Consider the following 13,091-nt stretch of genomic DNA (forward strand, 5'->3'; position numbering starts at 1 on the left):
CCGGCGTACCTCGGACGTAAGTGACCGGAAAGTGAACAGCATGTGCAGGCGTACGCGGCTTTCGTCCCGACTGGACTTACCAAAGCACGGGCAACGGCTCTACGCTGTGGATCAGCTACTAACCGACACCCATATCAACACCGCCCGCAACACCGAATGGCATCACCCCCACTCTGCTGGCGCCACTTCCCCCATCAGACGCCGCAAGGAGACCCGCGTTCATGCATCACCAGCCAGACGACCGCGACTGGTTTGAGCTCCACTCCGACGCTGGGCGCGGCAACCCAGGCGACTTGAGCGCCGCGCAGGAGGCCCGCCTTGGATACAGCGCCGCCCTGGCCGCCCTGGGTGACGAACTGCTGCCATTGATCGAAACCACCGGAGACAGCCGCCGCAGCGACGAGGACTTCATCCGGGAGACCAGACGGCTGGTGCCGCTGCTCATGCGGGCGGTCGAGAACTCGATCGCGCTGGTCCGGCTACGCGGCGGCGACTGGCAAACGGTTGCGAACGGCCTCGGTACCGGCCATGACGCCGAAAGCGCCGCCGGCGAGTTCGAGGACCTTGACCTCAGTAACCTGGCCGGCGACCCTGGTGCGGTGTGGCGGCGGCTGCGGCCCCGATGGTTTCCTGAGGACCCGCGGGCGGCCGCGCAAGAACTTGACGACTGGGCTCGCCGTCACGCCCACCCGGACGAGGCCGTCAGGGCGGACCAGCCCGTCTCGGCAGGGCTGTAGCCCAACATTGCATCAAATAACGTCCTTGTACTAAATTTTTCGGCATGCGGGGGAGTGGTCCCCGCCTGCCGAAAGGAACCCCATGAGCGACACCAGCGCGCCCGACTACCTCAGCCCGAAGGGCGTCGCCGTCCGCGCCCGCCGCCTGGACGTCATCGCCCGCGCCATCACCTACCTGGACAGCACGCCGACGGCTGACCTGGTCACACAGCTGGCAGATGTCTCCCGCCGTGACGCCTTGCAGGAGCCCGCCGCCCTGGCGGACTTTCTTCGCTCGATCACGATGCACAGCGACACTGCCGACGTGTTCGCCGGGTGGAAGGTCGCGCAGAACACCCTGCGCGCCGCCGGCCTCCCTCACGACTGAACCTCGCACAGCAAAGCGAAGACCCCCGCTGGACGTCGCTTCCAGCGGGGGTCTTCGGCTGTGAAAAAGGTTGTGCGCGGACCGCCATCGGATCATCAGGGGGACAACCCCGAGAGGCTGCTTGCGATCCCCTACCTCAGGAGCCCGCGCACGGTGTCCTTCGCCCAATCCAGGAACCTAAGGGACACGAGACGGAACACTATATGCGACGATCAGCGGCCAGCGGAATCCCCACCGTCGTCACCGCTCGGCGCGAGCGGCCGCACGGCGTTGTACAGGCCCGACAGCAGCGCGGCCCCGCCAGCCTGAAGCGCCAGCAGGCCCAGCGCCTTCGGCTCCATCGAACCGGCCGACGCCACCGCCGCCGCAGCGGCCACGACCGCGGCCGACAGCAGGTTCTGCCACAGGCTCCGGTTGGCGCGCAGCACCACGTCACCCAGCTTGCCGCCTCCAGCCGGGCGGATCACGTTGTGCAGGTAGGCCAGGACAGCGGCCAGCGCGGCCGTGCCACCGGACATGCCCAGCGTCTTCAGATCGGCTCCGTCGCCGACCACCACCACGGAAGCTGCCGCAGCTGCGGCAGCGTTCTGGATCAGGGACCTGCCCATGCGCAGCCACGCCTGCGGGTCCATCGGACTACGGTGCATCATTGCGATCCCCTCCAACATCGGATGTCGCGACGGCACGCACCGTGACGTAAAACCGGCCTAACGTCGCGCCGCCCTCTGCGGGGTCAGCCGCGGCCGAGATACTGCAACCCCCACCCGATGACGGCCAGGGCGATGCTGATCCCGATCGAGATCCACACCGCCTTGCGCTTCGACCACTCCACCAGCGCGGCCGCCGCCGCGCGTTCCTTCTCGCCGTCGGCGATCCGCTCGGCGTGCTTGTCGAGCTCGGCGCGTACCTCCCGGAACTGCGTCGCCACCGAGTCGGCCAGCTCCGCATGCCGTTGCTCGCCGGTTTCCGTGCGCAGGATCAGCAGAGCCAGCTGCCCCTTTGTCTCGGTGAAGCCGACCTCGAGCAGGCGCCGCACCTCCGCGATCTGCTCCGCCAGGTTGCTGCCATCGCTCACGAACGCTCCCCGCGTTGCACCCACCCTGTGTCAGCGGGGCATCGTGGCCGGTCAGACGCCTAACGTCCAAGTCCGGCCAGCGCGAGTTGCCGCGTCAGATGGTTACCGGATGCGGGCGCCCACCTTGCGGGCGGCGATGGTGGCGATCTCCTGCTCCGACTGGCCACGCTGCGGGTAGATGTTCATGACGATCGGAGGCTTCTGCCCGGCGCCGCCCTCGCGGGCAGGCTTCGGCCGGGCGACTCGCCGAGCGGACGCGTACAGCGAGCTGGCGCCGCTGGCCGTCCCTGCCCGGCTCCCACCAACGACGCCGCCTGTGGCGAACCGGGTCAGGGAGCCGCGCCGGGCGGCGGCGTTCACGGCGTTGATCCAGCCTTCGCCCAGCCAGGAGGCGGCCTCCGGGCGCAGCCACGCCTCGCCGGGCGACACCGCGGCGATGGTGCCGCCCGCGACCATGCCGCCGGCAGCCTTCTTCTGATCCGCTGGGGGAGCGGCACGGTTGAGGCCCAGCCAGGAGATGATGCTGTCGATCACGGTGGCCGGGATGCGGCCGATGATCTGGTTGAAGCCGTTGCCGGTGCCGATCGCCTTGGCGGCGGCGGCCTTGAGTGGGTCCAGCACCTTGCGGGCGACCGCTGCGGCCCCTTGCTTCAGCCAGTCGGTCCACGAGTTTCCCTCGCTCTTGTTGACCTGGCCGCCGTTCTCGAAGCGGGGCAGCCGGCCGCGGCGGGCGGCGTCGTTCACCCAGGACACCCAGTCGGCGCCGAGCCAGCGGGCCGCCTCCGGTCTCAGCCACGCCTCACCCGGGCTGACGGCGGCGAGCATGGTGTCCCGGCCGGGAGCGTACCCAGGCATGACGCCGTAGGAGCCGCCCGGCACGACACCGCCGCGCGCGAAGTTGAGGCGGATCTTCGGGAGCGTCCCCAGCCCGACCTTCTCGGCGAGCCAGTTCCACATCGGGACGATGCCCTCGTTGTATACCGTATTGATGACAAATCGGACGGGCGCTTTGGCGATGTCCTGCAGGCCCTTCCAGATCTTCTCCACTGCGGCGATGCCCTTGGAGAAGCCATCCGGGAGCGTCTTGGTGATGAAGTCCCACAAAAAGGACAAAACTGGCTTGATGACCTTGTTCCACGCGAACGAGATCGCCGAGCCGATCGCGTCGAACGCGGGCTTGACGATCGTGTTGTGGAACCACATGAACTTCGGACCAAGATCGTTGACGAGGAAGTTCCGCAGCGCCTGCAGGGCGGGCTGGATGTAGGTGGTCCAGGCCGTCTGCACGGCCTTGGTGATGCCGTCCCACGCAGGCTTGATCACCGAGTTCCATAGCCAGGTGAAGACGGGGCCGAGGGTGTTCTTCAGGAAGCCCCAGATGGCGTCCCACGCCGGTTTGAGCACGTTGTTCCAGGCCCACTGCACGGCCGTGGAGATCGCCTTCCAAGCGGTGTCCACCGCGTTGCGGAACCAGTCGACGTTGTTGTACGCCCAGATGACACCGGCGACGAGGGCGGCGATGGCGAGCACGATCAGCCCGATGGGGTTGGCGTTGAGCGCCACGTTGAGGAGCCACTGCACGGCCGTCCAAGCGACCGTGGCGACCTTGACCACGCCGGTCGCAGCCGCCATGAGGAGCTGCTTGCCCTGGGCCAGTCCTGCCTGGAGTGCCACCCTGCCGTACGACAGCGCAAGAGAGCCGAGCTTGGCCGCGCCCTGCACGGCGGCGCCGCCGACGGTGGACAGCACGGTCGACGCCTTCGACACGCCGGTCATCAGCGCTGTGCCGCCGGCCTTGGCCAGCGCGACCGTGTACTGGCCGAGCGCGGTGGCGCCCGTCTTGGCGGCGCTGGCGACCTTACCGATGATGCCGCTGCTGTCGGCGACCTTGCCGGCGCCGGCGGCCACCTTCGCACCGCTGCTGGCCGCGGTGGTGGTCTTGCGGTGCTTGCCGGCGGTGCTGGTCTTGCCGTCGCGGTCCGGCAGATCGACGTCCGCGCCGGTGCTGCTGCTCTTCGCGGACTTCTTGGTCTTCTTCGACGCCTTGTCCGAGCCGTCGTCGCCGCACCCGCACCCGCAGCCGCCACCGTGATCGGAGCCCCCGCCCTGACGGGCCGAGCCGCTGGTACGGGAGGAACTGCCAGTCGACCGCTTCTTGCCGCCGCTGTCATCACTGCCGCCGCCGTCGTCGCCGGTGCCGCCGCTGCCGAACGACTTCGCCGCGCCGGTCAGCTTCACGATCGCCTTGCCGGTGGCCAGCAACGGCTTCAGCAGGAACCCAAGGCCCTTCTGCAGGAACGACAGCTTGCCGACAAGCGTCGCGACAGCCAGGGCGAGGCCGCCGATCAGCAGGGTCCACTTGAGGATCTCGCCGATCACGGGAGTGTCGGCCCACTCGGTGAGCTTGGTGACGATCGCCTGCAGCACGTCGACGAACCAGTTCAGGACGCCGCTGTTGACGATGCTCGCGACGAGGGCGCCGACGAACTTCACGACGCTGACCAGCAGCGTTCCGGCCTTTTGCAGCAGTGGGACCAGGTTCTCGAAGAACTGGGTGAACTGGGCCTGCACCTCCGGCTGGTTGACCCAGGCGGCGAACTCCTCGGCCGCGACCGCCAGGTCCTCGAGCAGCGTGCCGCCGGAGGGGGCCGCGAGCTTGATGATGCCGAGCAGTCCGCCACCGACGCCCTTGATGATCCGCCACAGCCGTGATGCGGCCTGCCACGCGGCGTCGAAGTAGCCCGCCAGCTCGCTGTCCTTGCCGCCCGCGCTGACGCGTTTCGTCCAGTCCTCGAACCGCTGGGCGAGCGTCTCGACGCCGTCGGCGAACCGCGTCACGTACGGCATGCTCACGCGGACGATCTTGAGAAGGCCGCCGAAGCCGGACACCGCGGCACGGCCGAATGCGCCGGTTGCCTTGGCGTTGCCGTCCATGATGGCGGCGATGTCCAGCTTGGTCTGCGGGTCCGAGACCAGGGCGGCGAAGTCCTCGCGGAAGACCTTGCCGATCGCCGAGCCGGTCTTGGCCATGCCCTTCTCGACGGTCTTGGCCAGACCAAGTGCTGCTGCGAGACCGGCCTGGATGCCGGGCAGCATGTTGCGCTGCACCGCGTCGCGGATCGCCTCGCCGGCGGGCTTCAGCTTGCCCACCACAAAGAGCGCGAAGTCGCGCCCTTCCTTGGTCAGCTTGCCCATGGCGGTGGCCGCGGCGCTGGTCGCGCCGCTCTGCTGGGTGGCGGCGGTCTTGGCGGCCTTCTGGGCCTTGATCAACTCGGCCTGGGCGTCGGCCAGCCGTTCGGCCGCGTTCCGCGCCTCCCGGCGTGCCTGAATTACCTCTTTTTCGGCATCTCTGACCGATTCGCGGGCGGCCTGCTCGGCCTTGGCGGCATCGACCGCCGCCTTCGCCGCCTGCTCGCGCGCCTCCCCAAGCGCGTACTCTGCGTCACGAGCCGCTTGCTGGCTGTCCTTGATCCTTTCGAGGGCGGCCTGCACCTCGTCGCTGCCCTCGACCCCCTTCGCGTCCGCCTCGGCCTTCTCCTCGGCGAGGTCCGCGTTGCGCTCCCGTACCTCCTCCAGGCGCAACACCGCCTGCCGGTACGCAAGATCAGCTTCTTGTTTGTCCAGGTCAGAGCTGTCGCTGTCAGCGAGGACTCGCTCCAGCCGCTCCTTGGCGCGCTTGATGGCGATCTCGGCGGCCTCCTCGTCGAGCGCCGCCCCCTTCTCCGCCAGAGCAAGATCCTCAAGGCGCTCCTGCGCCGCCCGCCTCGCCTCCGTCAGTGCCTCAACGGCGCGCTGCGCGTCGCGATGCGCCTCTGCGACCCGCCGCTCGGCCAGCTCCACCGACCGGGCCGCGTCACGCAGCCGCTCGGCCGACTCCTCGGCGACCTCGGCGACGCGCCTGCGGGCCTCGCTGACCCGCTCCTGGGCTTCCTTGATCCGGTCCTGGCTGGCGGCCTCGGCCTCGGCCGCGTCGCGGACGGCGCGACGGGCCTGCTTGATCCGGTCGGCCGCAGCTTCCTGCGCCGCGGCGTACGCGCTGGCCGCCTGCCCGCCCGCGGCCTGCTGAGCACCGAGGGCGGACACCGCCTCACCGATCCCGGAAAAGCCCAGCAGCAGCGCGCCCAGCCCTTGCCCGGCCGCCGCCGCGATCCCCGGAAGAACGCCGATCAGGCCGATGGCCTGCCCCGCGCTGGCCGCCAGCGCGAGCAGGCCACCGCCGGCGGCCGCCGCAGCCGCGGCAAGCAGGCCAAGCCCGGCACCCTTGGACGCCACGCCGGCGAGACTGGTGAGGATCGACAGCGCGGCGCGCGCTTCGCTGGTGTCCCGCACCGGGATGGTGATCGGGTTCCGGCGAGCGTTCTGCCGTAAGTCGTCGATCTCTCTGCGCATCGCCGCGATCTGGGCATGCGCCTGCTCCAGCCGCGCCTCAACCTCAACGATCACCTGCGCTCGCGCATCCCGCGCGGCCGCCTCGACCTCGGCCCGCAACCGGCCGGCGTCCACGTCCGGCGTGACACCAACACGAAGCTCCCGGCCGGAGCTCTCGCGCAGCGTCCGCTCCAGGTCGGAACGAACCCGCTCGGTGTCCAGCGTGGCTCGCAGCCGGATATCGTCGATGCGCGAGGTCAGGTCCTCGACCGCGTCGAGGTCGGCCAGCAGCCGCTTGGTGTCCAGCTTCGCCTGAATGGTCGCCTGGACCGACTTCAGCCGAGTGTCGATCTCCCGCTGCAGCTTCTTCGGCTTGAGCGTCGAGGCGTCCGCGACGACGTCCATGCTGATGACGCCGCCGTCGATCCCCTCGACATCGCCTGCATCGGTCATAGCACCCTCGCCCCCCGGGGAAATCCGCAGGCGAGAGTGACCTATTCGGGGCCTTACGTCCTGGAGGCAGCAACCGAAACGGATCTACTTTGTACAGGCGCCCGACCGGGTAACTAAAGCCTGCAAGCTTGAAACCCAAGCAGCGACGCCGAGACGTTAACGCAGCGTCCCGGCACCATGATCCGCCGTGACTGCCGCGCACCTTCCGCTGCTCATCGAGCAAGGCTCAGCCTTCGCCCACGAGCTGCACGTGAATGACGAGAACGGCCCCGTCCACCTGGACGGCTACACCGGTCAGATGGACGTGCGACCGCACGCCGGCTCCGAGACGCTGCTTCACCGGTTGGACACCGCATCCGGCGGTATCGTCATCGACGGCCCCGCCGGACGGATCAGTCTGCGGATTCCCGCGACGGTCACCGCGGCGTTCACCTGGCCAGCCGCCGAATACGACCTGCTGATCATCAGCCCTGACGGAACGCCCACGCGGCTCCTGCAGGGAGTCGTCACCGTCGACGCGGCGGTGACACGCAGGTGATCACCAGCGTCGAACGCCGCACCGTCGTCCACGTGGACGAACACACGACCGTGGTCCGCGTCGGCGTGCCCGGGCTGCAAGGCCCTGCTGGACCTCCGGGCCCGGCAGGGGAGAGCGGCCCACCGGGCCCGGAAGGTGGCGCCTACCAGCGCGACTACGTCATCGCCGTGCCGGCTCAGGTATGGGAGGTCAGCCACGAGCTGACCCGGCAGCCGAACGTCACCAGCTACACCCATGGCGGCGACCGCATCGAAGGCGACGTCACCTTCCCCACGCCCGCCATCGTTCGTGTCTTCTGGCACATGCCGATGACCGGGCTGCTGCGGCTGACCTGAGAAAACAGGAGGACACGGTGCCGAACTGGTACAGCCAGCAGCGCCTCAACAAGATCCCCGTCGTGGGCCTTGTGCCAGAGACATCCGGAGCCGAACCGGCAGAGCCCGTCCCGTTCCAGATGTGGGGGGACAGCGGAAGCGGCCGCGCGAAGTGGCGCACCCCAGCCGGCACCTGGATCGCGTTCGACGACGTCCGGGATGGCGCCATCACCGACGCGAAGATCGCGGCCAGCGCCGGGATCTCGCTGTCGAAGCTCGCGGTGAATCCGCTCGCGCGCTCCGCTCACACCGGCACCCAACCGGCGTCGACCATCTCCGACTTCGTGCAGCAGGTCCGAGCGACCCGTCTCGACCAGATGGCAGCGCCCACCGCCGACATCGCCCTGGCCGGCTACCGCCTCACCGGGCTGGGCGCGCCCATGAACCCCAGCGACGCGGCCCGCTTGGCCGACGTCCAGGCGGCCGCGGCCGGCATCAGCGTCAAACCGGCCGTCCGGGTCGCCACCACGACGAACATCGCCCTGTCCGGGCTGCAACAGATTGACGGTGTGACGCTCCAGGCCGGTGATCGCGTCCTGGTGAAGGACCAGACCGACGCGAGCCAGAACGGCCTGTACGTGGCCGCGGCCGACGCCTGGCAGCGGACCGGAGATCTGCTGGCGCCGAACACGTTCGTGTTCGTCTCCGCGGGCACGGCGGCAGACACCGGATGGGCCATCTCCAACGACGAACCCATCACGGTGAACGCCAGCCCGATCACGTGGGCGCAGTTCACCGGAGGCGGAACTGGTGGGGTCGGCGCGGGCGCCGGTCTGGTGCAGAACGGCCAGATGATCAACGTGGCCGCGGCCGACGCCAGCATCGTCGTCACCGATGACAGCATCAGCGTCGGCCTCGTGTCGGTCGCCCAGGGCGGCACCGGCGCGACCACGCCAGCGGGCGCGCGGGCCGCGCTCGGCGTCGGCGGCTCCTACGCCGCCGACCTGCCCGCCTTATCCGCGGGCGAGGGTCAGGCCATAACGCACAACCTCGGCACCAAGGACGTCGCGGTGTCGTTCTTCGAGGTCGCCACGGGCGCCGACGTACATCTCGACGTGGTCGATCGCCCGGACGCCAACACGATCACCGTCCGCTCAGACATCCCGGTCGGCGCCGGCGCGATCCGCGTCCTGGTGCGGTCCTGACCCTTCCTGGCACCGAGCACGCCAGCCGCCACTGGGCCGCATTTAAGAAGAAGGACACACCCGCATGCCTGCCGCCGCTCACCCTGCCGCACTTCACCTCGTAAGCCGCCGATGCGCCGCCTGACCGCCGCCCGCCTCCCCGTGATCGCGGCCACGCCGGCACCGCCGACCCAGGGCGAGGTGGTCCTATACCCGTGCCCGGACGGCAAGCTGCGCCAGCTGACCCATGAGGGAAACGTGGGAGTCCTGGCCCCGTCCACGCGGACGGCCCTGACGTCCGACTTCGTCCACACCAACATCGGCTACTGGGAAGAAGTCCCTGGCCTATCGATTCCCGTGCCGCCCGGCCTGCATCGCCTCAACCTGCACGTGGACATCACCGGCGGCTTGGGAACCTGGTACGACGTCCGGCTGATGGGGCCAGCGACGGCCGCTCCAGGGCCCCTGACCGTGCTGACGGTGGACGCCGACGGATGGCCGTGGAGAAACGTCACGTACGCGGGTTGGGGAGAGGACCTGCTCGGGACGACGAACATGGGCACCGTGGCCGCGGCGGAGGGCTTGATCCTGGCCAGAGAACCCAGCGTCATCAGCCTCGAGGCCGCCCTCATCTATTTTGCCAACCCGGCGACGTTCGAGGACTTCCTCCAATGGTCGCTGAGCGGCGCCGACATCGACATCGAAAGCACCGATTTCGTCCACAGCGGCACGTACGCCGGCAAGATCACCGCCCAGGACGACGGCCGCGCCGTCATCTACAACTGGCTGGACATCGCGCCGGCTAGCACATGGCATCTGAGCGGCTGGATCTACTCACCGACCGGCCACCCGCGGTGCGGCGTGTCGATCTCGTGGTACGACGCGAACGACCAGCAGATAGCGGACGCGGCGGATCTGCGCCCCCTGCCCGCCGGGCAGTGGACGCAGTTCGTGCTCGATGTGGTCGCCCCGGACAACGCCGCCCAGATGTACGTACAGGTCGGCATGGAAGTGAGCGACGGGCACGGCGCGGGCAGCGCCGTCTACGTCGACGACGTGATGTGGCGGATCACCACCGCAGAGATGCGCGTCCGCGCCGGCACGTACGTGCAGGTCACGCCGGTGTAGGCGCGGACCCCAGCCGGGTTTTCAAGCTTGCAGGCTTAAATGGCCTGGCCGGGCCCGCGCCTCACGTGATCGTCTGAGCGGTTGCCGCCATGACGGCGAACGCCCGGTCCATGCCGCTCTGGCCTGCTCCGGCGCGAGATGCCTTCTTCACCCAGTCCGGCCGGCGGAACGTGCGCGGCTTCTTCCTGCGGTGATCGGCGGCCAGGACGCCGATCTCCTCGCCGAGCTGGGCGAGCAGCTCGTCCTTGCGGTCCCACGGGTCGGCCCGCTGGTCGGGCGTCGAGTGCACGAGCGCGTCGTGGGGGAGACGGTTGACAAGAGCTAGGAAGCGACGGACTCCGAGGAATCCGGGCTGGCCGGGGGCTCGCCAGAGTCCGCGGAGGTCAACATGGGGGTAGTGGTGGGCGAAGTCTGCGTCGATGTCGTCCCACCGCTGGAGATGGCGGAGGACTTCGGGGATTCCCCCAGGCGCAGCCCATAGATGCTCATCAGGCCCTTGCCGAGGGCGATCACGTCCGGGACTGACGGGCGCGCCGCGATGAACGCCTCGTACCCCTGGTCGCCCATGAGGCGGCGCCCGATCTTCTTGACGGCTTCGAGCACCTCGTCGGGCAGCTTCTTGTTCATCACCAGCAGGTCGATGACCGTGTCCAGGACGGACACGGTGGCCGCGTCAGCGTCCTGGCCTTTGAACGCGTCGATGGCGGTGCGGAAAATGAGCGCGATGTCCACGTCAATCTCTGTCAGCGGCTCCAGCGCGTCCAGTGGCAGCTCCGGCGGCAGCGTGCAGATGATCTGGCCGCGGAACCGCAGCGGGAAGGGGTCGCCGGCGGCAGTGCGTTCGGCGCGGGCGGCATCCAGGTCGAGCATCCCCGTGAGCTCCTCATATGCAGGCGGGTGACATGTGCCGCTGGAAGGTAGAGATCGCCGGGGCTTACGTCGCTTCGCCGCCAGGGCGGCCCGCGCAGGGCGGGGAACGCCTCGTGGGCGTGAACCAGCAAAGGTTCACGCCCACGAGGACGAGGCCGGGTTACGTCGGGCCACCGTCTACACCTGTATCGATTTAAGCCTGCAAGCTTTAATTGCCGGCTGGCGGAGTGGCTGGCGGGGCGAAGGCCGCCCAGCTTTGGGCGATGACGTCGTAGTAAGGCGCACCCACGTCCGAGCCGAGCACACTCAGCCGCAGCGGCAGCGTCGAAGAGCTTGTCTTCTCGAAGGTCTGCTCGACGCCTTCCGCCTGCTCCGCCCGCGGGATGATCCGCCGCATGCGGCGCAGGGGGCCGTCACCGAGCTCCAGGCAGGCGGCGATCTCGACGCGCTGGCCGATGGCCGGAGGGGTGAACTTGTAGTACGGCGTTCCGCCGCCGGTCGGCGTGATCTGCTCGATGCTCCCACCGCCATAGACCGCCTGAAACGACTGCAGAGTCCACTCCAGAAGATCAACTTCCAAGGTGGCGTTGTCTTCGGTCTGCCAGCGCTTGACGGGGAAGTTGCTCTGGTGGGCCCTCGTTTCCTCAAATTGAGGATCGGTGCTCCAGTTCAGGCTGTCCGGCGTGAACATTCCGACGTTGTACCAGCCCTCAGGCATGGCCACCGTCGGGCCGTCCGGCGCGATCGTGCCCACCGGCCCCAGCCACAACCGGGCTGTCTGCGCGGTAAAGACGTTCTCGGCACCCACAGGGGTCCTCCCAGCCACTCATCACGCCCGCCCCGCGAGGGGCTCGGCGTGTCGGGTTGGGGACCCGGCGTGCACAGTAGGTAGTCGGCCGGTTTACGTCGCGGCCCGTCGGATCACGGGCGCGCAACGCCGCCGACACGGCAGCGCGCACGAGAGCTGCAACGCTCTGACCTGGGCAATGCGACGTAAGCCGTTGTTTCGGCTACACGTCCGGGCATGGTCACGACCCTCGCCCCTGCCGCGGCGCCGTCGCCTCGTTCCGCCAGGTGGCGCTGCATGCTGTCGTGCGCGCTGCGGAGAAGCTGGCAGCCGGCCCCGCACGAGCAGGCCGCGCTCGCCGCCTGGAGACGCCACTACCTGACCGAGCACTGGGAGCCGTCATGATGGCGCAGCTGCCGGGCACGGACACCGCCGTCGCGATGGTGCAGTGGGCCATCGCGGTCACGCCGGTCGTGGCGGCCGTGGCCACGCTGACATACCTGATCGGCGTACGGGTCGGCCGAGCCCGTCAGGACCGTGAGGTCAAGCGACTGCGGGCGCGGCTGGCCACGTTCACCACGGTGCTGGCCCCGCTTCCGGCGGCGATGAGGTCAGGGCGGGGCGGCGCGTTCATCCCGCGCGACCAGCTCGCGGTGCTCGCGCTGCTGGTCGAGCATGAGGGGCCCGACGGGGAGAAGCTGGTTGAGCTGGAACAATCCCTCGCCGCCCCGCCCGAGCTACCGCCAAATGGACATCAGAAATAACCATCCTGTACTGTCAATGTCGTTGAACGGGGGAAGTGGTTCCCGTTCGCCATTCGCCCCCTCTGCCCACCCGAAAGGGAACCTCGTGGTTTTCGAGCGCCTGCCGTTCCACGGCCACCTCGCCAAGGAGCTGAAGAGCCTCGGCTTCGACGACGGCGTCCGCGACATCCACGCGCGCGGCGACCTGACGTCGCTGCACGTGGTCACTTACCGCAAGCAGCACATCGAGATCGCCGTCAACGAAGACGACGGCATCGCCACGATGCGCCTGTACGACGAGAGCGACGCCGCCCACGCCTACGACAGCGTCCGCGTCGCCATCTTCGACGTGCTGCTTCCGCCGAAGGCGATCGCCGCCGTCGTCTCTGTCGTCGCCGACCACGAGGAAACCTTCGCCGAACGCTACGAGTGGCTCGTGGCACGGCGCAGGGCTGCGCTCGCGTAGCCGTCCCTTAGTGCCTGTCTCTTATAAACATCTCCGAGCCCACGAGACCCTAAAACATATC

15 protein-coding genes are annotated in these 13,091 nt (G+C 68.8%); 9 read left to right on the forward strand and 6 right to left on the reverse strand.

The features are described from left to right. The first annotated feature begins 221 nt into the window (after window positions 1-221). Window positions 222-737: a hypothetical protein gene (locus ETD86_RS30045; RefSeq protein WP_138669720.1), complete on the forward strand. Its 516-nt coding sequence runs from the start codon at window positions 222-224 to the stop codon at window positions 735-737. An 82-nt stretch (window positions 738-819) separates the two neighbouring features. Further along, a complete protein-coding gene (locus ETD86_RS30050) occupies window positions 820-1,104 on the forward strand; it encodes a hypothetical protein (RefSeq protein ID WP_138669722.1) in 285 nt (94 codons plus the stop codon). 212 nt (window positions 1,105-1,316) lie between these two features. Here ETD86_RS30050 and ETD86_RS30055 read toward each other — a convergent pair whose 3' ends face one another. From ETD86_RS30055 to ETD86_RS30065, 3 genes are all read right to left on the reverse strand, one after another. Continuing rightward, complete coding sequence (locus ETD86_RS30055) at window positions 1,317-1,736, reverse strand: hypothetical protein (protein WP_138669724.1); 420 nt, start codon at window positions 1,734-1,736, stop codon at window positions 1,317-1,319. Between the two features lie 101 nt (window positions 1,737-1,837). Further along, the gene (locus ETD86_RS30060; protein WP_138669726.1) at window positions 1,838-2,179 is read right to left on the reverse strand and encodes a hypothetical protein; all 342 of its coding nucleotides are present in this window, start codon (window positions 2,177-2,179) and stop codon (window positions 1,838-1,840) included. 102 nt (window positions 2,180-2,281) lie between these two features. Next, complete coding sequence (locus tag ETD86_RS30065; RefSeq protein ID WP_138669728.1) at window positions 2,282-7,000, reverse strand: hypothetical protein; 4,719 nt, start codon at window positions 6,998-7,000, stop codon at window positions 2,282-2,284. Between the two features lie 187 nt (window positions 7,001-7,187). On the opposite strand from ETD86_RS30065, the gene ETD86_RS30070 reads away from it, so the two are divergent. From ETD86_RS30070 to ETD86_RS30085, 4 genes are all read left to right on the forward strand, one after another. After that, complete coding sequence (locus tag ETD86_RS30070; RefSeq protein ID WP_138669730.1) at window positions 7,188-7,538, forward strand: hypothetical protein; 351 nt, start codon at window positions 7,188-7,190, stop codon at window positions 7,536-7,538. Next, window positions 7,535-7,873, forward strand: a complete 339-nt coding sequence (locus ETD86_RS30075) for a hypothetical protein (RefSeq protein ID WP_170223344.1) — start codon at window positions 7,535-7,537, stop codon at window positions 7,871-7,873. The genes ETD86_RS30070 and ETD86_RS30075 overlap by 4 nt, the downstream gene beginning before the upstream one ends. A 17-nt stretch (window positions 7,874-7,890) precedes the next feature. Further along, window positions 7,891-9,057 (forward strand): hypothetical protein, encoded by a 1,167-nt coding sequence (locus ETD86_RS30080; RefSeq protein ID WP_138669733.1) that lies wholly within the window; start codon window positions 7,891-7,893, stop codon window positions 9,055-9,057. A 111-nt stretch (window positions 9,058-9,168) separates the two neighbouring features. Further along, complete coding sequence (locus tag ETD86_RS30085; RefSeq protein WP_138669735.1) at window positions 9,169-10,164, forward strand: carbohydrate binding domain-containing protein; 996 nt, start codon at window positions 9,169-9,171, stop codon at window positions 10,162-10,164. Between the two features lie 61 nt (window positions 10,165-10,225). On the opposite strand, the gene ETD86_RS30090 is transcribed toward ETD86_RS30085, so the two are convergent. The 3 genes from ETD86_RS30090 to ETD86_RS30100 form a co-directional block, all read right to left on the reverse strand. Further along, window positions 10,226-10,453 (reverse strand): hypothetical protein, encoded by a 228-nt coding sequence (locus ETD86_RS30090; protein WP_138669737.1) that lies wholly within the window; start codon window positions 10,451-10,453, stop codon window positions 10,226-10,228. 32 nt (window positions 10,454-10,485) lie between these two features. Further along, on the reverse strand, window positions 10,486-11,034 hold the full coding sequence (locus tag ETD86_RS30095) for a hypothetical protein (RefSeq protein WP_138669739.1): 549 nt from the start codon (window positions 11,032-11,034) through the stop codon (window positions 10,486-10,488). A 208-nt stretch (window positions 11,035-11,242) separates the two neighbouring features. Then, window positions 11,243-11,842, reverse strand: coding sequence for a phage tail tube protein (locus tag ETD86_RS30100; protein WP_211370412.1), 600 nt, complete (start codon window positions 11,840-11,842; stop codon window positions 11,243-11,245). Between the two features lie 216 nt (window positions 11,843-12,058). On the opposite strand from ETD86_RS30100, the gene ETD86_RS55550 reads away from it, so the two are divergent. The 3 genes from ETD86_RS55550 (at window position 12,059) to ETD86_RS30110 (ending at window position 13,030) form a co-directional block, all read left to right on the forward strand. Continuing rightward, window positions 12,059-12,226: a hypothetical protein gene (locus tag ETD86_RS55550; RefSeq protein WP_170223348.1), complete on the forward strand. Its 168-nt coding sequence runs from the start codon at window positions 12,059-12,061 to the stop codon at window positions 12,224-12,226. Continuing rightward, the gene (locus ETD86_RS30105) at window positions 12,223-12,585 is read left to right on the forward strand and encodes a hypothetical protein (protein ID WP_138669740.1); all 363 of its coding nucleotides are present in this window, start codon (window positions 12,223-12,225) and stop codon (window positions 12,583-12,585) included. The genes ETD86_RS55550 and ETD86_RS30105 overlap by 4 nt, the downstream gene beginning before the upstream one ends. Window positions 12,586-12,670: 85 nt before the next feature. Beyond that, window positions 12,671-13,030, forward strand: coding sequence for a hypothetical protein (locus ETD86_RS30110; protein ID WP_138669741.1), 360 nt, complete (start codon window positions 12,671-12,673; stop codon window positions 13,028-13,030). Window positions 13,031-13,091 lie beyond the last annotated feature (61 nt).

Source organism: Nonomuraea turkmeniaca, from assembly GCF_005889735.1.
GTDB lineage: Bacteria > Actinomycetota > Actinomycetes > Streptosporangiales > Streptosporangiaceae > Nonomuraea > Nonomuraea turkmeniaca.

Coding starts and splice junctions, on each gene's coding strand:
- ETD86_RS30105 (WP_138669740.1), top strand. CDS start 12,223: ATGATGGCGCAGCTGCCGGGCACGGACACCGCCGTCGCGATGGTGCAG.
- ETD86_RS30095 (WP_138669739.1), bottom strand. CDS start 11,034: ATGCTCGACCTGGATGCCGCCCGCGCCGAACGCACTGCCGCCGGCGAC.
- ETD86_RS30085 (WP_138669735.1), top strand. CDS start 9,169: ATGCGCCGCCTGACCGCCGCCCGCCTCCCCGTGATCGCGGCCACGCCG.
- ETD86_RS30050 (WP_138669722.1), top strand. CDS start 820: ATGAGCGACACCAGCGCGCCCGACTACCTCAGCCCGAAGGGCGTCGCC.
- ETD86_RS30045 (WP_138669720.1), top strand. CDS start 222: ATGCATCACCAGCCAGACGACCGCGACTGGTTTGAGCTCCACTCCGAC.
- ETD86_RS55550 (WP_170223348.1), top strand. CDS start 12,059: ATGGTCACGACCCTCGCCCCTGCCGCGGCGCCGTCGCCTCGTTCCGCC.
- ETD86_RS30055 (WP_138669724.1), bottom strand. CDS start 1,736: ATGGACCCGCAGGCGTGGCTGCGCATGGGCAGGTCCCTGATCCAGAAC.
- ETD86_RS30065 (WP_138669728.1), bottom strand. CDS start 7,000: ATGACCGATGCAGGCGATGTCGAGGGGATCGACGGCGGCGTCATCAGC.